Genomic DNA, 24447 nt, shown 5'->3' with positions numbered 1-24447 from the left:
CATATAAAACAACATTATTTTTTCAATTCATTTGGAATACGTCTTCTGTAAATTACATAACTACGGCTTATATATTTAATTGGGGCACTAAATACATGTACTAGTCTTGTAAATGGCCATACTGCGAAAAGCCCCATTCCTGCAAGAATATGAATTTTAAACCATACAGGTACTTCCATCATATATTCAACTTTCGGTTGGAAAATGAAAAGGCTTCGGAACCAAGGACCGATCGTTGCACGATAATCAAACCCTTTTGAGTCGATGTTTAAAAATGTTGAGGAAAGCCCTGCTAGCATTACGATAAGTAATAAAATAAGCGCAATATAATCTCCCTTTGTGCTCGTTGCAATGATACGTTTTACTGTTACGCGGCGGTACGTTAATATAATTAAACCGATGATAGAAGCAACACCTGCCGGAAGTCCGAAACTAATTGCTACTACATGATACATATGCTCCGAAATACCTATTGAACGGTATACAGCCTCTGGAATTAAAATCCCCATAACATGACCGCCAATTACGAACATGATCCCAAAGTGGAATAATAGACTTCCGATTCGGAGCATTTTCTTTTCTAATAGTTCACTAGATTTTGATGTCCATCCAAATTGATCATAGTTGTATCTGAAAATATGCCCACCGATAAAGATTGCAAAAATGATATAGGGAAACAATACCCATAGAAATTGATCCATCATTTTGACAACTCTCCTTTCTAATTTGTCTGTACACCCCATGTATCGATAGCGAGTAGAACAGCCGCAAGAATTGGTTCATACATACTATCTGCTTCTTTTAACTGAACGTGTAATGCTTGTATGTTTTCCTTGTATTTACTCATAATTTCTTCACTGTCTTGCTCATTTGCATTGGCAAAAAACTCGAGTAATAACGGTAAATAATCAGGTAGTTCTTTATCTGTTACTTCAAAACCAGATTTTTTATAATGCTGCTTTAACTCTAGTAATTCAATACCTCTTTCTCTTTGTTCGCCTGTGTTCATATAAGTTAAATACATATTTGTCTTTTTACCAAAATCAAATGTATATACGTAACAGTCAATTAATTGATCATCCATTTTATTCAGCGCTTGCTTTATAAATGCTGTAAGTGATGCTTTAACGTCTTCCTGTTCAATCGCTTCAATCTCTTCTTGCAATTCAGTTAAAGCTTCTCTCCACCCGAGTTCCGGATAGGAAAGAAGGAATGAAGAACATGAAAAAGCAGTTTGTAAACTTTGTTTCATATTTTTCCGCCCCCATTATTTAAGAAATTGTCGTGCAAGAGCCTGGGCCACCTGCGAAAGATAAACCACAGCTCCCTTGTTCGTTATATAAATCTGCAACTTGTTCGCGGTGAGATGTAGGAATGACGAAGCGATCTTTATATTTCGCGATAGCAAGAAGACGATACATATCTTCTACATCCTGTTTCGTTAAGCCGAGTTCTTTTAATACCGATTCATTTGGTTCTTTATTAATTTGCAATGCTCTCATATGCGTTCGCATAACAGCCATTTTTTTCAACGTAAGACGAATATGTGATTCATCTCCTGCAGTGAGTAAATTCGCTAAATATTGAATTGGAATACGCATATTATCAATAGCAGGGAAAATCTCTTCTGCTTGCCAGTTACTACCTTTCCCCTCCACCATGTTCATAATTGGGCTAAGCGGTGGGATATACCAAACCATTGGCATTGTACGATACTCTGGATGAAGAGGTAGAGCGATTTTCCAATCGATAATCATTTTATAGATTGGCGACTGTTGTGCCGCTTTAATCCATTCTTCAGGAATCCCTTGTTTTTTCGCTTCAGCTGCTACTTCTGGATCATTTGGATCTAGGAAAACAGTAAGCTGAGATTCATATAAATCTTTTTCATCTTCAACAGACGCCGCTTCTTTTACTTTGTCAGCGTCATATAGCATTACCCCAATATATCGAATACGTCCTACACATGTTTCCGAACAAATCGTTGGCATACCCGCTTCAATACGCGGAAAGCACATTGTGCATTTTTCAGCTTTATTCGTTTGCCAGTTAAAATACACTTTTTTATACGGACAAGAAGATACGCAGAATCTCCAAGCACGACATGCATTTTGATCTACAAGGACAATCCCATCTTCTTCACGTTTATACATCGCACCCGATGGACACGAAGATACACAAGATGGATTCATACAGTGTTCGCATATGCGCGGTAAATACATCATAAAGACATTTTCAAAATCCGTTTTAATTTCTTCTTCCATTTTCTTTACGTTCGGGTCTTGCAATCCTGTTATATGTCCGCCTGCTAAATCATCTTCCCAGTTTGGACCCCATTCAATTTTGTCAATAAATTCACCCGTAATTGCTGATTTCGGACGAGCAACTGGTTGATGCTTACGCTGCGGACTATTTGTTAACGTTTCATAATCATAGTTCCAAGGTTCAAAGTAATCATCAATTGTTGGTTGATCTGGATTGTGGAAAATATTCATAAGGCGCTTCATTTTTGAACCGGATTTCAGCTGAATTTCACCATTTTTCAATTCCCAGCCACCTTTATATTTATCCTGATCTTCCCATTGCTTTGGATAACCAATACCAGGTTTCGTTTCTACGTTATTGAAATACATATATTCAGCACCTGGACGATTTGTCCAGGTGTTTTTGCACGTTACACTACAAGTATGGCAGCCGATGCATTTATCTAGATTCATTACCATTCCGACTTGTGCTTTAATCTTCAAGCCAATCTACCTCCTTCAGTTTACGAATTACTACGTTTAAGTCACGCTGGTTACCAGTCGGACCATAGTAGTTAAATCCATAGCTTAATTGACCATATCCGCCAATCATATGTGTCGGTTTCACATGAATACGGGTTGGACTATTATGCGTTCCCCCGCGGGTGCTTGTTAATTTCGTACCAGGCACGTTAATGTGACGATCTTGCGCATGATGCATAAATGCCATTCCTCTCGGTATACGGTGCGTTACAACAGCACGCGCTACAACAACTCCGTTACGGTTAAAGCACTCAATCCAATCATTATCTGCAACGCCAGCTTCTGCAGCGTCCTCTTTATTCATCCAAACAGTTGGACCACCTCTAAATAGCGTTAACATCGGTAATGAATCGAAATACATACTATGAATTGACCACTTATTATGTGGTGTTAAATAGTTTAAAGTAATTTCTTTCCCTTCTACTTCAGGCCGTGATTTACAGAACGGCTTATGTTGCAGAATTGGTTTAAATGTTGCCATCGTTTCACCAAATTCTTTCATCATGTCATGATCTAAATAGAAAGATTGTCGACCAGTGATTGTTCTCCAAGGAATGAGACGTTCTACATTTGTAGTAAATGGTGAATAACGGCGTCCACCTTTTTCTGAACCTGTAAATGCTGGAGAAGTAATTACTGTTTTCGGCTGCGCTGTAATTTGTTCGAATGTGAAGCATTCTTCTTCACGTTCTTCTGCTAAATCACGTAGTTTTAAATCCGTTTGTTTTTCAAGTGCTTCCCATGCTTTTACAGCCATATGACCGTTTGTTGTAGAAGAAAGTGTTAATACCGCTTCAGCAGCATTAATTGCTTCTTTTATGTCTGGGCAACCTTTCGCAATAGAATCCGTTCGAACGACTCCTAATCGGCTCTTTAATTGCTCATATTCTTTTTCGGCAGACCAAGAAATCCCTTTCGTGCCAATTGGCTGTTTTCCGGTATTTGGTCCTAGCGCAGTCATTTTGTCATAAATCGTTTTATAATCCCTTTCGACAACATGAATTTGTGGCATCGTTTTACCTGGGATCGGTTCACACTCACCTTTGCTCCAATCTCTAATCTTGCCAAGTGGTTGCGCTAATTCTTGTGGTGTATCGTGAAGAAGTGGTGTTGCAACAACTTCTTTCATTGGTTCAAGATCGATTTTCTTCGCTAAATCAGACACAGCTTTAGAAAGAGAAGTGAAAATGTCCCAGTCAGAGCGCGCTTCCCACGGCGAACCGATTGCTGGATTAAATGGATGTACAAATGGATGCATATCTGTACTACTTAAATCATGCTTTTCATACCAAGTTGAAGCAGGTAAGACGATATCAGAATAAAGTGCTGTTCCAGCCATACGGAAATCTAAATTAATGAGTAAATCTAACTTCCCTTCTGGTGCTTCTTCATGCCACTTAATTTCTTCTGGTCGTAACGAATCACTTTCGTCATTCATTAATCCGTTTGTCGTACCTAACAAATGTTTTAAGAAATATTCATGTCCTTTACCAGAACTTGAAATTAAGTTTGCACGCCATACGAATAAGTTGCGCGGGTAGTTATTTTTATTATCTGGATCTTCAATCGCAAATTTCAGTTCTTTTTCTTTTAATTTTTGTGCAACGTATTTCCCGATTTCTTCTTGCGTTGTTGCACCAGCAGCAACAGCTTCTTTATATAATTCAATCCCATTTTTCTCGAATGTCGGATACGAAGGCAACCAGCCAAGTCGTGCCGCTAATACGTTGTAATCACCGTGATGTTGATAACGAGAGTTGCCTTCCACTGGTGATGCTAAATGTCCCACTGGTGTATCTTCATAGCGCCATTGATCTGTTACGAAATAGAAGAAAGATGTACCGTTTTGTAATTTTGGTGGCCCTTGCCAATCTTTTGCCATCGCGATTGTTTGCCATCCTTCCGCTGGTCGTAATTTTTCTTGACCAACGTAATGCGCCCAACCACCGCCGTTTACACCTTGCGCTCCGACGAGAAGTACAAGATTTAAAACTGCGCGATAAATCGTATCAGAGTTAAACCAATGGTTAATACCAGCTCCGACAATAATCATTGAGCGACCGTTCGTATCAACAGCATTTTGTGCGAACTCACGAGCGATTTGAATAATAAGCTCACGTTTTACTCCTGTCATTTTCTCTTGCCATGCAGGTGTAAACGGTACGTCATCATTGAAGTCTTTCGGCTCTTGTCCGCCAAGTCCTCGGTTCACACCGTAATTTGCTAACGTTAAGTCGTATACAGTTGTAACGAACACTTCACCTTCTTCTGTCATAACCTTTTTCACTGGAATTGTTCGTTCTAATACTTTGTTTCCATCATCAGAGAAGTACGGAATTTGTACAGTTTGAACACTATCCTCCATTCCAAGTAAAGAAAGACGTGGATCAATCTTTTCACCTGTTTCTTCATCTTCTAAACGTAAGTTCCATTTCTTTTCATTATCCCAACGTGACCCCATTGTGCCGTGAGGTGTTGCAAAATCATTCGTATTCTCGTTCCAAAGTACAGGTTTCCATTCCCCTAACTTCGTTTCGCGTCCAATATCAGAAGCATTTAAGAAACGATCAGCAACGAATTGATCCCCTTTTTGTTTCAATGTGACGAAGAAAGGAAAATCAGTATATTGTTTCGCATACTTTGTGAAGTATTCCACTTGATTATCTACGTAAAATTCTTGTAAGATTACGTGCCCCATTGCCATCGCAAGCGCACCATCTGTACCTTGTTTCACACTAATCCAATCATCCGCAAACTTTGTAGATTCAGCGAAGTCAGGACTGACAGAAACGACTTTCGTTCCTTTATATCGAACCTCTGCTAAAAAGTGTGCATCTGGTGTTCTCGTCATCGGTACATTTGAACCCCATGTCATAATGTAACCAGAGTTATACCAGTCACTACTTTCTGGTACATCTGTTTGATCGCCCCAAATTTGAGGAGAAGCTGGTGGTAAATCTGCATACCAATCATAGAAGCTAAGCATCGGTCCACCCATAAGTTGCATAAAGCGACTACCAGCTGCATGACTTAACATCGACATAGCTGGAATTGGTGAAAAACCAACATTTCGGTCTGGACCGTATTTCATTACTGTGTATAGTAATGAAGCAGAAACGAGTTGTAACACTTCATCCCAATTCGCACGAATGAATCCCCCTTTACCACGCGCCTGCTTATACGTACGTGCCTTCTCAGGGTTTTCCACAATGCTTTTCCAAGCGTCTAGTGGTGACTCGTTATTTTGTAATTCTTCTTGCCACATATTCCAAAGAACACCACGTACATACGGATATTTCACACGAAGTGGACTGTAAATATACCAAGAAAAACTTGCTCCACGCGGACATCCTCGCGGTTCAAAATCAGGCATATCAGGACCTGTAGTCGGATAGTTAAGCTCCTGCCCTTCCCAAGTTACAATTCCATCTTTCACATAAATATTCCAACTACATGAGCCAGTACAGTTCACGCCGTGTGTAGAACGAATTACTTTATCATGCTGCCAACGCTTTCTGTACACATTCTCCCATTCACGATCTTCATATGTTTCTTGTGTATGATTATCGTTATAACGATCTATTGGTGAAAAATATTTTAAACGTCTCATTAGTGCTGAAGGTTTCTTCTTCATACTGTTCACTCCTTAAATACGTCTCTCTTCCATACCCTTACTATAAGAGAGGTTGTAAAATACAGATGTGACATTTCGCACAGTTCAAGAGATTGTCAAAAATTCAGTAGAAAATAAGTTTGTGAGAAAATCTTTTGTTCCGTTGTAAAAGTTTATGGTTTATCTAAATTATTAGGAGAATAGTATTTTGAGGTATCGACTATTTTGCAAAAGAAAAAACGTAGGAGAAACCCCTACGTTTTTCTTTATAAATATATGAAACAGAGTTTTGAATTTTTTCTTCACGATATTATTTTATATCCAGACATATTTCACATAAAACTAGAAATCATTATTTACCATATTGCCCTAAGTTACGGAAACAATTATACTAGATGTAATTAGATAAATAATCTGAATATTCTTAGAATTAAAGATAAGAGTTTCACTACTCGCAAATAGAAAGATAAATTCTATTTTCCACTAAATAGATTAGAAAACGATAATAACCCATTAGGAGGATTACGATGCACCAGCTTGATTCATTACATCCCATTATAGAAAAAATAATTACCAATATTGAAAAGTTAATGGTCGGAAAGCGAAAAGAAACGATCTTAGCTTTGACAGCTCTCTTAGCTGAAGGTCATGTACTATTAGAAGATGTGCCTGGCGTTGGGAAAACAATGTTAGTACGTGCGCTTTCTAAATCTATTGATGCTGATTACAAGCGCATTCAATTCACACCTGATTTACTGCCGTCAGATGTTACAGGTGTTTCTATTTACAACCCGAAAGAGCTCCAATTTGAGTTCAAGCCTGGACCAATCATGGGGAATTTTATACTTGCTGATGAAATTAATCGTACATCTCCCAAAACACAATCTGCCTTACTTGAAAGTATGGAAGAAGGCAATATTACAATAGATGGCAGGACAAGACCGTTACCAAAACCATTCTTTGTAATGGCTACACAAAATCCGGTCGAATATGAGGGAACATATCCTTTACCAGAAGCCCAGCTCGATCGTTTCTTGTTGAAATTAAAAATGGGATATCCTACACAAGAAGAAGAATTTGAAATTTTAAACCGAATGGAAAAAACGAATCCTCTCTCCCATTTACAAGCTATTACTACAATAAAAGAATTACTTTATTTACAACAAAGTGTACGGGAAGTAAGTATGGACAAGTCAATCAAGCATTATATTGTAAAACTTGTTAGTCAGACTCGTTCTTATAGTTCTATACAACTTGGTGCAAGTCCACGTGGCTCGATTGCTTTAATGAAAGCTTCACAAGCTTATGCTTTTATCCATGGAAGAAATTATGTTATTCCAGACGATGTTAAATTTTTAGCTCCTTACGTATTGGCTCACAGACTTATTCTAAAAATGGAAGCAAAATTTGAAGGAATTACAGGAGAACAAGTTATCGCAAAAATCGTTGCACGAACTACCGTACCGACTCAAAGGAAGATGAACCTTTGATGAAACGAATACTACAATCAATCTATCATTTTACTAAGTTATCACTCATTCCTTTATGCCTAGTCTTAACATTTGTATACGCTATGCTTCAAGGAGGATTTGTAAGTTGGTTTTTGTTTTACAGTCTGATTCCTATTGGCCTTTATTCACTATTACTCCCCTTCTATGCTTTACGGAACGCTGAAGTAAAACGTATAACAAATCAAGACGAATATGCTGCAGGAGAACCATTTGTAAGCACCATTACAATAAAAAGAAAATTTCCTTTCCCCTTACTTTATTTAATTATAGAAGATGAACTGCCATCACAATTTACAAATTGTAAACAAACGAAAATGAATAAAGTAATACTCTTTCCAGGATGGAAACGAAATATTTCATTTCAATATGCAATTGACACAATTCCTAGAGGAGAGCACTCTTTTTCGAGCGTACGTGTCCAAACTGGCGATTTATTCGGTATGATAGAGAAGGAAATAACTTTTTCAGTTCCAGATACATTTTTAGTCTACCCTCAGTATGTAGATATAACATATCGACAACCGGAAAATCATTTCGAACAAGGAGCACTTTCAGCAAATATCAACTTAGTAAAAGACTCTACCATTTCTGTCGGTGTGAGAGACTATAAACCCGGTGACCGCTTTTCATGGATTGATTGGAAAGCAACTGCACGAACAAACAATATTATGACGAAAGAATTTGAACAACAGCGCAGCCATAATATTATGATATTCATGGACAGAACCTCATCCCCTCTATTCGAATCAGTCGTCACATTTACTGCTTCTATTGTCAGGGCTGTCTTGAAGCAAAATTCACCAGCGTCATTCGTGTCTTTCGGAAAAGAGCGAACTTTTTTCCCTTTAGACAATGGAGATAGTCAGTTACATCAAATCTTTTGTCATTTAGCGAAAGTACAAGCAGATAGTGCATTGCCGCTCTCCCGAAGTGTTGAAATGGAATTAAGAAAAATTTATGAGCCTGTAACGATTATACTCGTGTCAAGCGATCTTTCTCCCGATATTCAAAAAACAGCTGACTTTGCTGCGATTAAAAATAGAAAATTAATGGTGTTTGTCGTAAAAGAAAAAGCGAATCAACTCTCACATCGAGAACTTAGTATTCTAGAAACTCTACAAAAACGAAAAATATTTTTAAATGTGGTTTATGGAAACCAGTATACAAACGTATTTTTTGAGGTGAGCAAATGATAACATTACAGACAAAAAAACAATTAAATATGACTAGATTTTTCATGTATGCATGCGCATTTCTACTTTTACTAGAATGGCTACGGCCCCTTATAGGTATTACAAACGTAGGTAGATTAGATATTTTTGTAATATTTATAGGGATTTGCTTCACTCTCTCATTTTTTCAAACAAGATGGCAGATTCCAATAAAAATCTTCACAATTTTATTCATCATTCATTTCCTGTATTATAAAAACGCTTTTATAAATCCATCTTGGCTAATGAATTTTTTTACTGATATTTCTCAAAATTCCTCCTTGTTATTTCAGGGGAATTTGCTAGAGGTTTCTCCAGTTTTTCCAACACTTTTATTTTTTTTATCCTTTTGGTTTTTGAGTGCTTTCATCTCTTTTTGGATGATTCATAAAAAACGTGGGCTGTTATTTCTTATATTGACTATTATTTATATCACCGTTTTTCATAACTTACATTTATATCATGCAAACTACGCTATTATTCGTACTGTTGTCATCGGCTTTTTTATGCTTAGTCTTCTCCGCATAGAACGAATAAAAGAGATGGAACACTTACAAAATTATGCTAGAGAAATCTCAAAATTACTTAAACCTCTTACAATATTTATTGTATTGTCAGCAACTATCGCATACTTTGTTCCAAAATTTGGCCCTCAATGGCCAAACCCAATGGATTTTTTAAAATTCAACACATCCGAAGCAAGTAAAAAACAAGAAGTTTCTAAAATTGGGTATGGTTTAGATGATTCGCGATTAGGCGGTCCTTTTAAGGCGGATCCTACAATTGTTTTCACAGCACAAACGCAAAACAAACAATATTGGAGAGTCGAAACGAAAGATTTTTATACAGGAAAAGGCTGGGAAGTTTCTGAAAATCAAAAAAAGGTTTCTTTTAAAAATAAAAACGACGTCGTGAGTTGGTACGAACAAAATACAAAAACGGAGGCCACTGAGGCAACAATCACCATGAAAAAAAGTTATCCACACCTTACCTATCCAGCAGGATTAGTATCAGTTGAGGCTTCTTCAGATGTATCATACAGCGTTGACCCCTTTTCAGAAAAAATCTATACGATGCACGGAGACTCCTCTACTACTTTAAATTCATATAAAGTAACGTATGAGATCCCGGAGTTTTCCATAGAAAAATTGAAAGCTGTAAACACGAATGAAGGCCAAGAAACAAATCCTTATTTCATGACAAAGTACACGCAACTTCCCGAATCATTACCGCAGCGAGTAAGAGACTTAGCTGTTAATCTAACAAATGATAAAGACAACCGATATGATAAAGTATTAGCTATTGAAAATTACTTCACCGACCATTCTTTCGTATATGAAACAATGAATGTGTTGTTCCCTGCCAAAAATCAAGATTATGTTGATCAATTCCTTTTTGATACAAAAAGCGGCTACTGTAATAATTTTTCGACATCTATGATTGTGTTACTTCGTTCTGCTGGGATCCCTGCTCGATGGGTAAAAGGTTATACAGAAGGAACTCTTGATAACACACTAGTTGGTGCAGAAGGTGAGGATGTATATAAAATCGCGAACGATAACGCACACTCTTGGGTCGAAGTATATTTCCCAGGATACGGATGGATTCCATTCGAACCAACAAAAGGATTTACCAATCCCTATAATTTCACAGACAATACTCCTGCTCCTACTTTACAAAATAGCGAAGAAACTAAGTCTCAAAATGCGCAAATGCACGAAAGAAACAATGAAGCAAAGCTCAAAAGTTTAATTGAAGATACAGAAGACGCTCCTACTAAAAAGCTTACAAATTCTAAAAATGGACTTTCTTGGTGGTACGTATTCCTCTCTACGATACTAATTAGTATCATCGGATACATTCTCTTCGCTAATAGAATGAAATGGATTACATTTTTTATTATTCTTTTTTACAAATACCGAAAAGATGATGCTGTTTATAGCAAAGCTTACGGTGCACTTTTAAAACAATTTGGCAGAATTGGTATACCACGTGGGGAAAGTCAAACATTCCGAGAATATGCTCTCCACATCGATACACTTTACAACTCGGCCGATATGCAACAACTTACTTTCAGTTATGAGAACGCTATGTATCAAAAGGGACAGGCCGTAGCAGAATGGAAGAAATCCGTATACTTATGGGAAATTCTTATGAAAAAAGCAGCCTCTCCGCCTAAATCAAATGACTTCCATTCAGCGATTTAATCTTGATAATGTGAGTTGATGGAAAAAGCCTTAAAGAACTACATTGTTCTTTAAGGCTTTTTTAATAAAGTGAAACTTCTAGTTATTCTCCAAGTACCTTCTCAATCTCAACCTCTAAATCCACCGGCTTCGTCTGCGGCGCAAAACGCCCTACTACTTTCCCGTCTTTTCCAATTAAAAACTTAGTAAAATTCCATTTCACTGCTTTCATACCGAGTAAACCTGGAGCTTGTTCTGTCATGTATGTATACAGAGGATGTGCCTTATCACCTTTCACATCAACCTTTGCAAACATCGGGAAATTCACACCATAGTTTAATTCACAAAAACTAGTAATATCTGCTTCTGTACCTGGTTCTTGTCCTCCGAATTGGTTACAAGGGAAACCGAGTATTTCTAGTCCTTGGTCTTTATATTTATCATATATTTCTTGTAAACCTTTATATTGCGGTGTAAAACCACACTTGCTAGCTACATTTACAATAAGAAGTGCTTTTCCTTCGTAATCTTTTAACGATTTATCTTCTCCTGTTATCGTTTTAGCTGAAAAATCATAAACTGTCATTTTCCTTACCCCTCTCTTCACTATCATTCTATGTTTATACTATACTACATTCATGAATATACAGCTCTTATTACGTACTTACCCCCCGATATGATAGCGCTTTATTTCTGTTCGAAAATTCGACACAAACTACTAGACTTTTATGATGGAAAGTTTTACAATTAAATTGTGAACAAAATGTGACAGTTTATATTCCATTATAAAAGAAAAGGATGGTGTTCATTATGAAAACTGCACAACATGAAACGATTTCAAATCGCGAGTTTTATTTCGTACTATATATGATGTTATTGTATGTGATTGGCTGGGTAATCGATGTAAATGGTTTATTTTTAAGCTCCTACTTTAATTTAGCAGGAGAAATTATGCTTCCAATCGTTGGTGGCATAGTTGGACTGTTCGTTATGTCTATCAATAAAGAACAAACGAAATAATAACACTTTAAAAAGGCAGAAGACGAGCTTTCGTTTTCTGCCTTTTTTCTATTTTAGCGTATAATAGAAACATACAGTAAATAAGGAGTGGTAATGATGAAAAAAGTAGAGCAATTATCTTCTCACCTATATCTTATTGATGATTTTGATTTACAACATAATGAACGAACAGGTACGTACGTTTTAGTAGGTGACGATATTACTTTAATTGAAACTTGTGCAGCCCCTTCTATTCCGTATATTTTAGACGGCTTACAACAATTACATATTGATTTAAACGAAGTTAAAAACATTATCGTTACACATGTTCATTTAGATCACGCCGGTGCTGCTGGTTTAATGATGGAAAAATGCCCAAACGCTACTTTATATGTGCATTCTCGCGGTGCTCGTCATATGATTGATCCAACAAAACTCATTTTAGGCGCAAAAGCTGTATACAAAGAAGATTTCGATAAACTATTTGATCCAATTCTTCCTATAGAAGAAGAACGTGTTCGTATTGTACAAAATGGTGATACGTTAAAAATTGCCGAAGACCGTACACTTACATTTTACGATACACCGGGACATGCTAAACACCATATTAGCATTCACGATTCATTAACAAACGGTATTTTTACTGGCGATACAATTGGAATTTATTATAGAGAACTCGCAGACGTTGGTGTCGAACTATATTTACCATCAACGTCCCCTTCACAATTCCAACCAGATGCGATGATTGCTTCTAAAAATCACATTCAAAGTATGAATGTAGATACTATTTATTTCGGTCATTACGGTGCATCCTCCAATGTTACAGAAGTATATAACCAACTGGAACATTGGCTACCTATTTTTGTTCATACTGGTAAAGAAGTCTTTGAACAGTATAATGATTTCGATGAAGCGACTAAAGCTTTACACACTGTATTAATGGATAAGATCTCTTCTCATCTTACAAAGTTAAACGTTCCATCAGATCATTCTGTTTATAACATTTTACATCTAGATATAGAAATTAGTGCGATGGGCATTATAGATTATTTCACGAAGCAAGAAAAAGCAAACTCCACTATTAAATAACCGTAAAAGAAGAGATATACAACAGTAGTTATTGTATATCTCTTCTTTTTTTGAATATATTTTGAGTAAAGGATGGTGGAATACAATGCAAAAAGTAATGCTATACCTCTGCTTTACCTTATTTATCGTCTTATTATTATTTGTCGGAGTGAAAATTCAATTTTATTTAGATACAGATGCGCAGGCAAACTTTAACGTTTATCCAAGATTATTCTACTTTACACTCTTCCCTCTTATAGTTGGCATTTTATTACGATTCCTTCAATCCATTAATCGCGAAACAAGTAAACAAAACTGGCGCTTTCAACCGGATAAATTTATCGCTATTACTGTGCCTACGCTATTCATTTCCTTTTCTCCAGCTCTACTCTTTTCACCAGTTGGTGCATACCTGCCTTATTTAACTAATATTATTCTTATAAATACTACTTTTGTTACGATAATAAGTTTAATAGCTGGCTATTCTCTTTTAGATTGTTTTATACAAAAAGATACTGCAAATATGAAAAAATATAATTGATAACCATTTTTTAAGTGTTGCTAATTAAGTCAGTTTGTTTATAAATCTAATATTACTTGTAAAAGCCGATATAAACAAAAAGGGGAATTATGTTAAAATTAAATTGGTTGTATTTAGATCACAATGCATTTTATCCAGAGGAGACTTATTATGTATAAATTAGGTGCTTTCTCGTTTCTAACGTTTCTTGCAAGTATATGTTCTTTCTTTATTTTAAGAGGACCTAATGCAAATTTAACTTTAATTATTGTGATTCTAGCTATACTTTCATTACTCGGTATTATTTTTGCAATCGCATCAAAGAATTGGTTATTCGGAATAGTTGGTACAGCATTAAATGCAGTAATACTAGTATTTGTATATTTCTTATCGCTAGCAAAAGGAATAGGTGGTTAATAATTTTACGTTTCAATAAAAAAGCTCACAGCTTAGGCTTTGAGCTTTTTACTTATCTCACCTTTTCATCTACATACTCCATAAACTGCTCCGCATTAATAAATCTTTCTTTATACGCCTCAGGTACTTCTTCTACTTTCATCCCACCAGTTGATTTTGTCTTTACTTGTACGATTTCATATGTCATTAAAGCTTCCACATAACGGTCAAACTCTTCTTGTGTTAATACTTCTTTACTAGATTTATGACCATTTAATCTATCAAAGTATGGTTGAAGGCTCATACTTAAATTTTTCATTTCTTCTCTTTTTCCTGGTGATAATTGATCATAATTAATATTACCGTTCGAATCCCCGTACGCAAGCTTTGCATTTGTTAATTTCTTTAGTTCTTTTGTAAACTCTTCATATTCCTTCGCACCCATTTCGTCTTTCGCTTCTGATAACTTTGCATTAAAACGCATATACGCTTCTAATGTCATCACTCCGGCATGTTTTTTTAAGTTCTCAAACGACCCGTATATACCATCCGCCATAATAGATTGGTAAGCAAAACCAGTCGTTGGGATTAAAAATGCTGCTGCAAGCACTCCTGCAATAAGGCGTCTCTTCATCTTACTCCCGCCGTGATTCATTTTTATTTGAACGATTACCTTTTCTTTTAACTCCGGCGGGGCAACAATCCCATTCGCTTCCTCTTGTATAGATTCTCTAATTCTGCAATCTAAACTCATTTCACATTCCCTACCTCTCCTAAAAAGATTTCTTCTACTTGCTCTATTTGACGTAGTTTTTTTAATGCTGCGTGAATTCTAGATTTCACAGTACCAATTGGAATATGTAATATTTGTGCTACTTCTTCTTGTGAATAATCGTGTAAGTATCTTAAGATAATAACTTGTTTCAATTTATACGGTAATTTATGAATGAGTTCGATTAGTTTTTTGTTTGATATTTTACTTACAACATCGTTAGAAAAATCAATTTGTTCCGGTTTTCTTTGCTCTTCTGCTTTTTTTATAATTCGTAATCGCATCCACCTCTTTCTTCTATAAGAGTGAATTTGTTTAATCGCAAGTCCAATTAGCCAAGGGCGAAATGGTTTCTTGCTATCATACTTACGAAGCGATTCATATAACTGTATGTATATTTCTTGAACGACATCATCTACATCCGTTTTATCTTCAACTAAAAAATGTGCTGTTTTATATACTTCTTGAATCGTTTTATCATACAACTTGCTATATGCTTCTTTATTGCCTGATAAAGTTAATTGGATCAAATCTGTATACACTGTTTCAACCTTCATATACCATCCCTCCTTTGTCTTACACTATATATTGGCAAGTAATTGACATTTCGTTCGATTTTTTCAAAAGTTTTTTTATATAGATTAATATAATGATTCAATATGTTCATAAGCTTCACTTATAATCACACATAACTATTATATAATTTTCCAATTTCTAATGAACATTTAAAATGATTTATATAGTCAAATTTAGGAGGATATATAATGAAAGCTATCATTGTAACGTCGTTCGGTGGTCCTGAAGTAATGAAATATACAGATGTGGATATGCCGGCTATTTCAGAAGATCAAGTTTTGATTCGCGTTGTTGCTACTAGTGTAAATTTCGCCGATATTAAATCCCGTTATGGTAAAAAAGGAAATAAAGCACTACCTTTTATACCAGGGATAGATGCCGCTGGTATTGTAGAACGTGTCGGTTCTCATGTGAAAAATATTTATCCTGGACAACGTGTCATTGCTTTTCCTCAAAATGGATCTTACACAGAATACGTTGTCGCAAACGAAAACCTTACTTTCATTTTACCTGATAAAGTCGATTTTCAAACTGCAGCTGCTTGTCCGATTGTATCTTTTACAGGCTATAATTTACTCGCAAATGTTGCAAGGCTTCAACAAGATGAGTCTGTACTCATTCATGCAGCGGCTGGTGGGATTGGTACAACAGCAATTCAAATCGCTAAACTATTAGGGGCTGGAACTGTTATTGGTACTGTTGGGAGTGAAGTAAAAAGAAAAATAGCTTTAGATGCTGGAGCTGATTATGTTATTTGTCATCAGGATGAGGATTTTGTAGAGAAAGTCAATGAGCTGACAAATGGCGAAGGGGTCGATGTAATTTTAGATTCTATTTCTGGAACGGTTTCGGAAAGAAGTTTAAAATGTCTTGCTTATTACGGTCGCCTCGTTCATTTCGGAAATGCAAGCGGTGAAATTGGTAACTTTCAAACGAAAGATTTACACGCAAGTTGCCGCTCTATACTCGGTTTTAGCTTTGGTACTACACGAAAAAAACGTCCTGAACTACTCCAAGAAACTGCAAATGAAGTTTTCCGTTATTTACGTTACGGAAGTTTGCAAATTAAGGCTACGAAATCTTTTCCACTTCAAGATGCAGGGAAAGCACATGAATGGGTCGAAAGTAGAAAAAGTACAGGGAAAGTAATACTAACTGTTCAGTCCTCTTCCTGAAATGAATACTTGAAACCGAGGTGTCATTCATGGGATCACGAATTATGCATGCTATTATCGCTAACAGGATTGCCGAGAAATTATCGATTCAAGATAAAACTTCTTTTATACTTGGAGGTGTGGCCCCTGATGCTGTGCATTCAAAGATAGAAAAAGTCACCTCACATTTTTACGCCGGCTCAACAAAAGACTATACGAGACGAATTGATTATGGATCATTTATTCATAAATATAAAGATTATATGGAGTCCCCTTTTCTCCTAGGCTATTGCACCCACCTCATTGCCGATGATAATTGGCTAAGCGGCTTTTTTCTACCTTGGCTTAAAAACAGAATCGAAAATGACGAAACTATCGCGCCTATGTACTACAACGACTTTAAATTATTGAACGCAAAATTACTTTATCATTACGATAAAGAACAACGGCTCTTCTCTCTTCTCAATCAAGAGGCTCACATTATAGATATTGAAGAGGTTTCTAAAGAAAACGTTTTAGCTTTTCGAAAGTATCTTTTTGAAGATATGTTGTATCCAGAGCAACATTTACATGAAAACTTACAAGTATTTACGTTCGATCAAATCGTTGGTTATATTGAAACAGCTATTGAAAAAGGGGCATTTTTTATTAATCAACTCTCTAATGAAAAATCCCCTTCAAACATGTAATCCCCCTCAATATATTTGAGGGGGATTTTCACATAGCAATATTATTATTTGTTCTTTTCCATAACCGCAAAATAATTCTCTTCACTATCAGCAAAGTTAAATACTTTACCAGAAGGCATTGTTACCATTTCACCAACAGTAACATTTTTATTTTTTAAATCTGTATATAATTGATCAAGATTTTCTGAGAAGAACATTAAAGATGGTGTACCAAGATTTAATTCTGGGCTCATCTTAGAAATCACTTCTTTATTATGTAATATAATGCTCGTTTCTGCACCGCTAGTCGGAGCAATCTCAATCCATCTCATTCCTTGCTTATTATCTTCCTCTGCAACTACATGAAACCCTACCTTTTCCGTCCAAAAATGTACTGCCTCATCTTGATTATTTACATACAGCATAATTTGTCCAACTTTATGGATCATTTCATTTCCCCCTAATGGTTTTTATATTCTATGTAGGTTTCTACAGGTACTATTATTATTCCTCTTTCATTCAATTACAAACAAAAAAGACGTAACTACAAATAGTTACGTCTTGCTCTTTATTTATCTAGGCTTTTTCTTCCCAGTAAATGCTGGTTTCTTTTTCTTTGGTGCTTTCGGTTTCGTTTCTACAAATGATCCGTTGAACATTTCTTGCTTCGTAAATACGATGCCTAGTTTTTTTGCAAATTGAAGTAATTTACGCTCTTCTTGTTGTGTTACAAGAGAAACGACTGTTCCTTCTTTACCCATACGTCCTGTACGTCCTGAGCGGTGAATATATTGGTCTACTGTGTCTGGTAACTCCAAGTGGATTACATGTGTTAAATCATCGATATCAATACCGCGTGCTGCAATATCAGTAGCAAGTAGAATTTCTAATCTCCCACCGCGGAAAGCACGCATCGTTGCTTCACGCTCTTGCTTACTTGCCTCTGCATGAAGAGCTGCTGCTTTCATTTTACGGAATTGCAATTTCTGAGTAATTTCATCTAAACGGAATGGGTCATTTAAGAAAGCAACTGCTTTTACATCGCCCATATGCATAATTCTTCTTACGTAATCATTTTTTTCGCGTCGCTCACAAATGATATACGTATGCTCAACTAAGCTTTTTGACTCTGCACGTGTTATACGTACTAATTGTGGTTCAACTGCTAAATCACGTGCAGCATCTTCTGCCGCTTTTGTAATTGTCGCCGAGAAGAATACTAATTGACGATCTCGCATTGTAGATTTAATTACATCTTGTACTGCACCCATCATCTTTTGTTTTACAATTTGATCAAACTCATCAAATACAATCGTTTTTACTTCATGCATCTTTAGCTTTTTCATTCGAATTAATTCTAAAATACGTCCTGGTGAACCGACAATTACTCTCGGGTGTTTCTTTAATTTTTCAACTTGGCGCTTAATATCTGCACCACCAATTAAAGATGCCCCTGAAATTTCAGTCCCTGCTGTAAACTTTTGAACCTCTTCGTGAATTTGCATTACAAGCTCACGTGTTGGCGCTAAAACAACAACTTGTGGTTGTTTTACTTCAGGATTAATTTTATGTAAAAGGGGTAATAAGTACGCTAATGTTTTTCCTGTTCCAGTTGGAGATTCAGCTATAACGTCTTGTCCTTCTAAAATAGTTGGAATCGCTTGTTTTTGAATTTCAGTTAATTCTTTAAAACCAGCCTTCTCCCAAGCTTGTTGTAAAAATGGTTGCATATCTTTTATCATTTGTTTTTCTCCTTTATCTCTATTTTTGAAGAAAATGTTGTATTGTTCGCACCGTTTCTATCATGTGTGAAATAACAGCTATTAAATCATCAACATGGTCTTCTGTAATCGCTTTTTGAAATATAACCTCTACCTTATTATGATATGAAATCGCTTGCTTATTATATTCGTATGAAATTTTCTGCGTAATCATTCTTTCTTTTCCCCATATAGAATGCATGAAATTTTCAATTTCTTCACACACTACCTCTGGCTTTTCTATCGGGAATGAAAATGCTAACTTCATTTCACAACCTGGTGTAAATTGTGGTACTTCCAATATTTCACCAGACAAGTTCTTTGCATCTACAGATAGTGAAAATGTTGCTTTTACTACCGGTTCGAACGGTTCTGTTAATTGAAATGAAATATGGTATATACGACTTAATGAGGCAAGGTCCATCATATCTTTTCGATCTGTTACAAGAATATCTCCATGTAAATCAAAATCATAAACAGCACCTTCTACGATTACTTTTAAATTATCAAAAGCAGTTGGATCAAACATAATTTCCTCCAAAAAACAGGCGCCTTTCGATGGAAAGGCGCCACTTGATGTATATATAGTTTACAGATAAACGAGATGAATTACAACCTTTTAGAATAAACCTACTGCTTTTCCATCTTCATTTACATCCATTTGTAGTGCTGCTGGCTGTTTTGGTAGGCCTGGCATTGTTAACATTGTTCCTGTTAATGCAACGATAAACCCTGCACCGATAGATGGTTTTAGCTCACGAATTGTAACGATAAAGTCAGATGGACGACCTAATTTTGTTGCATCGTCAGAAAGAGAATATTGTGTTTTCGCCATACAAATTGGTAGGTTACTCCAACCTTCTCCTTCATATTGAGCTAATTGCTTACGTGCTTTCGGAGCAAATTCAATATCTTTTGCACCATACACTTTTTGAGCAATTGTACGGATTTTTTCTTCTAATGGTAATTCTAATTCATAAAGTGGTGCGTAGTTGTTCTCACCTTTTTCAATTTCTTTTAATACTTTTTCAGCAAGGTCAACTCCGCCTTGGCCACCCTTCTCCCAAACTTCCGTTAAGGATACTGCATAGCCACGCTCATTGCACCAATCTTGTAAGTATGCAACTTCTGCATCTGTATCTGTAATAAATTTATTAATTGCAATTACGAAAGGCACACCGAAGCTTTGAATTGTTTCAACATGCTTCTGTAAGTTTTCCATACCTTTTGCTAATGCATCTACATTTTCTTCTTTTAATTGATCTTTTGCTACGCCGCCATGCATTTTAAGCGCACGAATAGTCGCAACAATAACAACTGCTTCTGGTTTAATGCCAGCTGCACGAGCTTTAATATCTAAAAACTTCTCTGCACCTAAATCAGCACCAAATCCAGCTTCTGTAATAACATAATCACCTAATTTTGCGGCCATTGTTGTAGCGATAACACTGTTACAACCGTGAGCGATATTTGCAAATGGTCCACCGTGAATGATAGCTGGTGTATTTTCTAACGTTTGCACTAAGTTTGGTTTTAATGCGTCTTTTAATAATAATGTTAACGCACCTTCTACACCTAAATCTTTAACCGTTACAGGTTGATTTGCAAAGTTATAAGCAACTACGATGCGAGATAGACGAGCTTTTAAATCTTGAATATCTGTTGCAAGGCAGAATACGGCCATAATTTCAGATGCTACTGTAATATCAAAACCGTCTTCACGTGGTACACCTTGAACTGGTCCACCAAGACCAATTACTACGTTACGTAGGGCACGATCATTTAAGTCAACACAGCGTTTCCAAACGATTTTACGCGTATCAATTCCAAGTGTGTTTCCTTGTTGGATATGATTATCAATAAACGCCGCTAACGCGTTATTAGCAGTTGTGATCGCATGAATATCTCCAGTAAAGTGAAGGTTAATGTCTTCCATAGGTACAACCTGTGAAAAACCGCCACCTGCTGCCCCGCCTTTTAGTCCCATCGTTGGTCCAAGAGATGGTTCGCGAAGTGCAATTACTGTTTTCTTACCAATTTTATTAAAAGCTTGACCTAAACCAACTGTTACTGTTGATTTACCTTCTCCAGCTGGAGTTGGGTTAATCGCTGTTACTAAAACAACTTTACCGTCTTTCTCATCCTGTAAGCGCTTAAAAATATCAAGAGATAACTTACCTTTATAATGCCCGTATGGCTCTAATTCATCTTCTAAGATATTTAATTCAGCTGCAATTTCTTGAATCTTCTTCATACTCGCTTCTTGCGCGATTTCAATATCGGATTTAACTGTTGTAGTAGTTGTCATATACCCTAGTCCCCCTTTAATTGGTTCTGATGATATTGTATCAGTTTTTTGTATTTTCTGCACTTATTTACCCCCTAAAAATTCTTTCATTTCTTTATGCGTTTTTTAACATAAATACCCATAAGAATGTTAACGATTGTTGTAACTCGATAGGTAGTTGACCTAGCATCTTTTCATTTACTCCGCGCTTATATACACCGATGCCATCTACAACTTCAAAACCATGTTCTTTCGCTAACTGTTCAAACTCCCAAGGCATCATCGTATTACAAACAACGTCTTTGCCATATAAACGAGGATAACTGTTCTCTCGAGGCTTTGCTGTCGGTCCTAAAATTGCAATACATGCATACCCATCTCTTTTTAAAACGCGCTTTATCTCATTTAATGCTCGTAATGGCTCCTCGGTCCATTCTAAAGAATTTATTGCCATAATTGATTCAAATTGCTCATTTTCAAATGGTAAGGAAGAAAGATCCCCTTTTATAAAAGATAAATTCGGTCCTTCTCCACGCTCCTTCCCTTTTTGAATCATCACTTCTGATAAATCTACTCCAACTGCTTTATAGCCCGCGCGACTTAATTTATATGTACCATATCCATCCCCACAACCAACATCGAGCACCTGAGCTTCTTTCTTCACATACTGTTCAAAAAACGGAATAATTGTACTCCTACTCCCGCTGTCCCACATCTCTTGACTATTTTGATTCCAAAATTCTGCACTACTATCCCATTTTTTCTCTGCTGATTCATGCCAATTAAATTTCGTCATACATTCCCCTGCCTTCACGTTTTATCATTCATTTCATTCTACATCATTTTCCAAAATTCCTGTTTATCTTCATTAGGAGATGTACAAGCTAATAACGGAATCTTTATTCTCCAATTTTTGCTTTACTTGGGTTTAACTCATACTCATGTTCTTCTCTTTGTGTAAGATACTATAGGTACACCCAATTGAAAGAGAGGGATGTACATGCGAAGAAAGAGAAATCATCATTTTAAAAGTGGTGAAAAACACGAAGAGTATGCAGCTGAAATATCACCAGCTGGCATACCAATTAGACATAAGCGTAAAGAAATTGCAAATGAAATAGAAGGTACAAACACCGGTGCAATGGTAGGCTATGTCGCTTTATTTCTTTCGCTTTTCTCAATTGCATTTTATCCAGTTACACTCGGCTCTCTTGCGATTTTAGTCGGCTTATTAGCTGTCAATTTCGGAGCAAGAACACTTGGATATACAGCAATTGGTTTTGGTAGTTTTTCTGTTTTATTTACTTTACTCTATCCGCTTTCTTTGTCAGCGTTTTAAAAAAAACACACCAAGTTATACTTGGTGTGTTCATTCGTGATACAACATAATATGACCGCATCCACAGCAATGTTTCGCTGTAATTTCTTGAAACACTGGATAATTTTCTTCATCCCTATGTTCAATAAACACCTTTTCAAAACGGTACCTGTTTGGCGCATATGCCCAATTTTGTTTCGTACGTGCATACAAAGTTGAGGAAAAAAACTCCTCACCACCGCAAACGATACATGTATTCTTCATTACTATCCCTCCTATGCTTGTCTTACTTCATCTATATGAACATAAGCATAAGAAAAAGACCTTCTATTACTAGAAAGTCTTCTCTGAAACAAAAAGAAATGTACCAAACATTCCTACTCCGCTATATTCTTTCGTAACACCAGCTTCTGTTTTAAATGTTTGCTTTGCAGTCATAAAGAATACGCCATTTCGTGCATCTGTACTTTCAAATTGTAATTTTTCTTTTTTACCATCTACATTTTGTGTGCATTCAAAACTACTCTCATCACATTTCAATGCATACTTATCCTCTACATATACTTTAAAATCCGATTCTTTCGGACAAGTAATAAGTAAAATCGCTACGAGAATAATACTTACAATACCCACAATTGTATAATATTTCTTCATTTGTACTCCTTTCAAATGACAAGAAAACTTGACTTCATGCGCCAAGTTTTCTTAGTCCACAACCCATTGCCATTCTTGTTCTTTCTTATCAAAAATAAGCCAGCCTGTCTCTGTTGCTTCTTCTTTCAATTCATCGATATTATCTAGCACCTCATCCGTACTTTCATACGAACCAACTACATATACCGGAATTTCAAGACCTCTTCTTGACTCAATTTTCCCTGCTAGATCAATATAAAGACCATCCTCCATTAATGGAAGAAGCCCCATGATCACTTCTTTCGAAATTGCTGGGAAAATTTTTGATTTTTGGAACAAAGAAAAACGTTTCTTACCAAAAGCACCGAGTTTATAAGGAATGACTTTACTTAACATCCCTACAAAGTCAGCAATTCTACGATAATACACTTTGTTGTACCATCCGTCATCATGTGAAAAATAAACAAATCTATTTTTCAATAGCGGAAAGAATGTTCTTGCAAGTGGTTCTTTTTTGTGAGCCAAATATAAAAGCTCTGCAATTTCTTTTGGCTCTAATTCATCTAAATCGCTTGCATCATCAAAATCTACCCAACAAAATTCATCAAATTCATCAATCTCTGCTTGAATTAGCTTATGTATATTTTCTTCCTCAACATATTCAAATAAAGTATGATAATGAAAATCTGTCCATTCAAAGTTATGCTTCAAAAGCAACACTTGATGAAGCGGTGAAGGGATGTTACTTGCAAACTCTTTAAACGTAATTCCTGATGTAATAAAACAATGACCCCGACGATTACCATTAATATATATCATATTTTTTACTTGGTCAGATCCTCCAGACAAAGCACCTAGCCACCTTCGTTTTATATGTTTCAATTCTATAGCATATTTTAACATGAAAAATTTTAGAAACATAGAAAAAAATTCAAAAACTATTTACAATTTCATGTGTTTTATTACATAGTGATTACAAGAAAAAACAC

General features: G+C 36.1%; 25 protein-coding genes. 10 read left to right on the top strand and 15 right to left on the bottom strand.

Features of this window, described 5'->3' with window-relative positions; genetic code table 11:
* Positions 1-14 precede the first annotated feature (14 nt).
* From narI to ACSG5Z_RS02960, 4 genes are read right to left on the bottom strand one after another with little or no spacing between them, the layout of a single operon-like run.
* Positions 15-704: a respiratory nitrate reductase subunit gamma gene (gene narI, locus ACSG5Z_RS02975; protein ID WP_435710632.1), complete on the bottom strand. Its 690-nt coding sequence runs from the start codon at positions 702-704 to the stop codon at positions 15-17.
* A gap of 17 nt (positions 705-721) precedes the next feature.
* On the bottom strand, positions 722-1252 hold the full coding sequence (gene narJ, locus ACSG5Z_RS02970) for a nitrate reductase molybdenum cofactor assembly chaperone (protein ID WP_435710631.1): 531 nt from the start codon (positions 1250-1252) through the stop codon (positions 722-724).
* Between the two features lie 19 nt (positions 1253-1271).
* The gene (gene narH, locus ACSG5Z_RS02965; protein WP_435710630.1) at positions 1272-2747 is read right to left on the bottom strand and encodes a nitrate reductase subunit beta; all 1476 of its coding nucleotides are present in this window, start codon (positions 2745-2747) and stop codon (positions 1272-1274) included.
* The gene (locus ACSG5Z_RS02960; RefSeq protein WP_435710629.1) at positions 2737-6420 is read right to left on the bottom strand and encodes a nitrate reductase subunit alpha; all 3684 of its coding nucleotides are present in this window, start codon (positions 6418-6420) and stop codon (positions 2737-2739) included. The genes narH and ACSG5Z_RS02960 overlap by 11 nt, the downstream gene beginning before the upstream one ends.
* A 506-nt stretch (positions 6421-6926) precedes the next feature.
* Between ACSG5Z_RS02960 and ACSG5Z_RS02955 the strand changes: the two genes are divergently transcribed.
* The 3 genes from ACSG5Z_RS02955 to ACSG5Z_RS02945 are packed head-to-tail and all read left to right on the top strand — an operon-like array spanning position 6927 to position 11328.
* Positions 6927-7889 (top strand): AAA family ATPase, encoded by a 963-nt coding sequence (locus ACSG5Z_RS02955; RefSeq protein ID WP_137036000.1) that lies wholly within the window; start codon positions 6927-6929, stop codon positions 7887-7889.
* Positions 7889-9103 (top strand): DUF58 domain-containing protein, encoded by a 1215-nt coding sequence (locus tag ACSG5Z_RS02950; RefSeq protein WP_435710628.1) that lies wholly within the window; start codon positions 7889-7891, stop codon positions 9101-9103. Before ACSG5Z_RS02955 ends, ACSG5Z_RS02950 begins: the two co-directional genes overlap by 1 nt.
* Positions 9100-11328 carry a transglutaminase TgpA family protein gene (locus ACSG5Z_RS02945; RefSeq protein ID WP_435710627.1) on the top strand — a complete coding sequence of 743 codons (2229 nt, stop codon included), beginning with the start codon at positions 9100-9102 and terminating at the stop codon, positions 11326-11328. The genes ACSG5Z_RS02950 and ACSG5Z_RS02945 overlap by 4 nt, the downstream gene beginning before the upstream one ends.
* 82 nt (positions 11329-11410) lie before the next feature.
* Here the strand turns inward: ACSG5Z_RS02945 and bsaA are convergent, their stop codons facing one another.
* The gene (gene bsaA / locus ACSG5Z_RS02940; RefSeq protein ID WP_097907121.1) at positions 11411-11893 is read right to left on the bottom strand and encodes a glutathione peroxidase; all 483 of its coding nucleotides are present in this window, start codon (positions 11891-11893) and stop codon (positions 11411-11413) included.
* A 224-nt stretch (positions 11894-12117) separates the two neighbouring features.
* Here bsaA and ACSG5Z_RS02935 point away from each other — a divergent pair, with 224 nt between their 5' ends.
* From ACSG5Z_RS02935 to ACSG5Z_RS02920, 4 genes are all read left to right on the top strand, one after another.
* A complete protein-coding gene (locus ACSG5Z_RS02935) occupies positions 12118-12327 on the top strand; it encodes a DUF3925 family protein (protein WP_002127081.1) in 210 nt (69 codons plus the stop codon).
* A gap of 96 nt (positions 12328-12423) precedes the next feature.
* Positions 12424-13395, top strand: coding sequence for an MBL fold metallo-hydrolase (locus tag ACSG5Z_RS02930; RefSeq protein WP_435710626.1), 972 nt, complete (start codon positions 12424-12426; stop codon positions 13393-13395).
* Positions 13396-13480: 85 nt separating this feature from the next.
* A complete protein-coding gene (locus ACSG5Z_RS02925) occupies positions 13481-13915 on the top strand; it encodes a hypothetical protein (RefSeq protein ID WP_435710625.1) in 435 nt (144 codons plus the stop codon).
* 150 nt (positions 13916-14065) lie between these two features.
* Complete coding sequence (locus tag ACSG5Z_RS02920) at positions 14066-14311, top strand: hypothetical protein (RefSeq protein ID WP_075310899.1); 246 nt, start codon at positions 14066-14068, stop codon at positions 14309-14311.
* Positions 14312-14363: 52 nt separating this feature from the next.
* On the opposite strand, the gene ACSG5Z_RS02915 is transcribed toward ACSG5Z_RS02920, so the two are convergent.
* Both ACSG5Z_RS02915 and ACSG5Z_RS02910 read right to left on the bottom strand, forming a co-directional pair.
* Positions 14364-15044 (bottom strand): DUF3600 domain-containing protein, encoded by a 681-nt coding sequence (locus ACSG5Z_RS02915; RefSeq protein WP_435710624.1) that lies wholly within the window; start codon positions 15042-15044, stop codon positions 14364-14366.
* Positions 15041-15619: a sigma-70 family RNA polymerase sigma factor gene (locus ACSG5Z_RS02910; protein WP_199695234.1), complete on the bottom strand. Its 579-nt coding sequence runs from the start codon at positions 15617-15619 to the stop codon at positions 15041-15043. The genes ACSG5Z_RS02915 and ACSG5Z_RS02910 overlap by 4 nt, the downstream gene beginning before the upstream one ends.
* Positions 15620-15826: 207 nt before the next feature.
* Here ACSG5Z_RS02910 and ACSG5Z_RS02905 point away from each other — a divergent pair, with 207 nt between their 5' ends.
* Both ACSG5Z_RS02905 and ACSG5Z_RS02900 read left to right on the top strand, forming a co-directional pair.
* Entirely contained in the window at positions 15827-16813 is a 987-nt protein-coding gene (locus tag ACSG5Z_RS02905) for a quinone oxidoreductase family protein (RefSeq protein WP_435710623.1), read from the top strand.
* Between the two features lie 29 nt (positions 16814-16842).
* A complete protein-coding gene (locus ACSG5Z_RS02900; RefSeq protein ID WP_098856751.1) occupies positions 16843-17481 on the top strand; it encodes a zinc dependent phospholipase C family protein in 639 nt (212 codons plus the stop codon).
* Positions 17482-17525: 44 nt separating this feature from the next.
* On the opposite strand, the gene ACSG5Z_RS02895 is transcribed toward ACSG5Z_RS02900, so the two are convergent.
* From ACSG5Z_RS02895 to ACSG5Z_RS02875, 5 genes are all read right to left on the bottom strand, one after another.
* Positions 17526-17909 (bottom strand): VOC family protein, encoded by a 384-nt coding sequence (locus tag ACSG5Z_RS02895; RefSeq protein ID WP_097907113.1) that lies wholly within the window; start codon positions 17907-17909, stop codon positions 17526-17528.
* A 123-nt stretch (positions 17910-18032) separates the two neighbouring features.
* Complete coding sequence (locus ACSG5Z_RS02890) at positions 18033-19202, bottom strand: DEAD/DEAH box helicase (protein ID WP_087982687.1); 1170 nt, start codon at positions 19200-19202, stop codon at positions 18033-18035.
* A 19-nt stretch (positions 19203-19221) separates the two neighbouring features.
* On the bottom strand, positions 19222-19749 hold the full coding sequence (locus tag ACSG5Z_RS02885) for a hypothetical protein (protein WP_141499182.1): 528 nt from the start codon (positions 19747-19749) through the stop codon (positions 19222-19224).
* Between the two features lie 90 nt (positions 19750-19839).
* Complete coding sequence (locus ACSG5Z_RS02880) at positions 19840-21528, bottom strand: formate--tetrahydrofolate ligase (RefSeq protein ID WP_327988286.1); 1689 nt, start codon at positions 21526-21528, stop codon at positions 19840-19842.
* A 94-nt stretch (positions 21529-21622) separates the two neighbouring features.
* Positions 21623-22303 carry a class I SAM-dependent methyltransferase gene (locus ACSG5Z_RS02875; RefSeq protein ID WP_435710622.1) on the bottom strand — a complete coding sequence of 227 codons (681 nt, stop codon included), beginning with the start codon at positions 22301-22303 and terminating at the stop codon, positions 21623-21625.
* A gap of 204 nt (positions 22304-22507) precedes the next feature.
* Here ACSG5Z_RS02875 and ACSG5Z_RS02870 point away from each other — a divergent pair, with 204 nt between their 5' ends.
* Positions 22508-22846: a hypothetical protein gene (locus ACSG5Z_RS02870; RefSeq protein WP_060488565.1), complete on the top strand. Its 339-nt coding sequence runs from the start codon at positions 22508-22510 to the stop codon at positions 22844-22846.
* 30 nt (positions 22847-22876) lie between these two features.
* Here ACSG5Z_RS02870 and ACSG5Z_RS02865 read toward each other — a convergent pair whose 3' ends face one another.
* The 3 genes from ACSG5Z_RS02865 to ACSG5Z_RS02855 all read right to left on the bottom strand — a co-directional run bounded on the left by ACSG5Z_RS02865 (position 22877) and on the right by ACSG5Z_RS02855 (position 24307).
* The gene (locus tag ACSG5Z_RS02865; protein ID WP_435710621.1) at positions 22877-23089 is read right to left on the bottom strand and encodes a hypothetical protein; all 213 of its coding nucleotides are present in this window, start codon (positions 23087-23089) and stop codon (positions 22877-22879) included.
* Between the two features lie 69 nt (positions 23090-23158).
* A complete protein-coding gene (locus ACSG5Z_RS02860; protein WP_048540982.1) occupies positions 23159-23479 on the bottom strand; it encodes a hypothetical protein in 321 nt (106 codons plus the stop codon).
* A 51-nt stretch (positions 23480-23530) separates the two neighbouring features.
* Positions 23531-24307 carry an oxalate:formate antiporter gene (locus ACSG5Z_RS02855; RefSeq protein WP_000014094.1) on the bottom strand — a complete coding sequence of 259 codons (777 nt, stop codon included), beginning with the start codon at positions 24305-24307 and terminating at the stop codon, positions 23531-23533.
* Positions 24308-24447 lie beyond the last annotated feature (140 nt).

Source organism: Bacillus pretiosus (genome assembly GCF_051294775.1).
Lineage (GTDB): Bacteria > Bacillota > Bacilli > Bacillales > Bacillaceae_G > Bacillus_A > Bacillus_A wiedmannii.
Note: the sequence above shows the minus strand (reverse complement) of the source record. Positions and strands in the feature narration are given on the sequence as shown.

Coding starts and splice junctions, on each gene's coding strand:
- narI (WP_435710632.1), bottom strand. CDS start 704: ATGATGGATCAATTTCTATGGGTATTGTTTCCCTATATCATTTTTGCA.
- narJ (WP_435710631.1), bottom strand. CDS start 1,252: ATGAAACAAAGTTTACAAACTGCTTTTTCATGTTCTTCATTCCTTCTT.
- ACSG5Z_RS02960 (WP_435710629.1), bottom strand. CDS start 6,420: ATGAAGAAGAAACCTTCAGCACTAATGAGACGTTTAAAATATTTTTCA.
- ACSG5Z_RS02955 (WP_137036000.1), top strand. CDS start 6,927: ATGCACCAGCTTGATTCATTACATCCCATTATAGAAAAAATAATTACC.
- ACSG5Z_RS02950 (WP_435710628.1), top strand. CDS start 7,889: ATGAAACGAATACTACAATCAATCTATCATTTTACTAAGTTATCACTC.
- ACSG5Z_RS02945 (WP_435710627.1), top strand. CDS start 9,100: ATGATAACATTACAGACAAAAAAACAATTAAATATGACTAGATTTTTC.
- bsaA (WP_097907121.1), bottom strand. CDS start 11,893: ATGACAGTTTATGATTTTTCAGCTAAAACGATAACAGGAGAAGATAAA.
- ACSG5Z_RS02935 (WP_002127081.1), top strand. CDS start 12,118: ATGAAAACTGCACAACATGAAACGATTTCAAATCGCGAGTTTTATTTC.
- ACSG5Z_RS02930 (WP_435710626.1), top strand. CDS start 12,424: ATGAAAAAAGTAGAGCAATTATCTTCTCACCTATATCTTATTGATGAT.
- ACSG5Z_RS02925 (WP_435710625.1), top strand. CDS start 13,481: ATGCAAAAAGTAATGCTATACCTCTGCTTTACCTTATTTATCGTCTTA.
- ACSG5Z_RS02920 (WP_075310899.1), top strand. CDS start 14,066: ATGTATAAATTAGGTGCTTTCTCGTTTCTAACGTTTCTTGCAAGTATA.
- ACSG5Z_RS02915 (WP_435710624.1), bottom strand. CDS start 15,044: ATGAGTTTAGATTGCAGAATTAGAGAATCTATACAAGAGGAAGCGAAT.
- ACSG5Z_RS02910 (WP_199695234.1), bottom strand. CDS start 15,619: ATGAAGGTTGAAACAGTGTATACAGATTTGATCCAATTAACTTTATCA.
- ACSG5Z_RS02905 (WP_435710623.1), top strand. CDS start 15,827: ATGAAAGCTATCATTGTAACGTCGTTCGGTGGTCCTGAAGTAATGAAA.
- ACSG5Z_RS02900 (WP_098856751.1), top strand. CDS start 16,843: ATGGGATCACGAATTATGCATGCTATTATCGCTAACAGGATTGCCGAG.
- ACSG5Z_RS02895 (WP_097907113.1), bottom strand. CDS start 17,909: ATGATCCATAAAGTTGGACAAATTATGCTGTATGTAAATAATCAAGAT.
- ACSG5Z_RS02890 (WP_087982687.1), bottom strand. CDS start 19,202: ATGATAAAAGATATGCAACCATTTTTACAACAAGCTTGGGAGAAGGCT.
- ACSG5Z_RS02885 (WP_141499182.1), bottom strand. CDS start 19,749: ATGTTTGATCCAACTGCTTTTGATAATTTAAAAGTAATCGTAGAAGGT.
- ACSG5Z_RS02880 (WP_327988286.1), bottom strand. CDS start 21,528: ATGACAACTACTACAACAGTTAAATCCGATATTGAAATCGCGCAAGAA.
- ACSG5Z_RS02875 (WP_435710622.1), bottom strand. CDS start 22,303: ATGACGAAATTTAATTGGCATGAATCAGCAGAGAAAAAATGGGATAGT.
- ACSG5Z_RS02870 (WP_060488565.1), top strand. CDS start 22,508: ATGCGAAGAAAGAGAAATCATCATTTTAAAAGTGGTGAAAAACACGAA.
- ACSG5Z_RS02865 (WP_435710621.1), bottom strand. CDS start 23,089: ATGAAGAATACATGTATCGTTTGCGGTGGTGAGGAGTTTTTTTCCTCA.
- ACSG5Z_RS02860 (WP_048540982.1), bottom strand. CDS start 23,479: ATGAAGAAATATTATACAATTGTGGGTATTGTAAGTATTATTCTCGTA.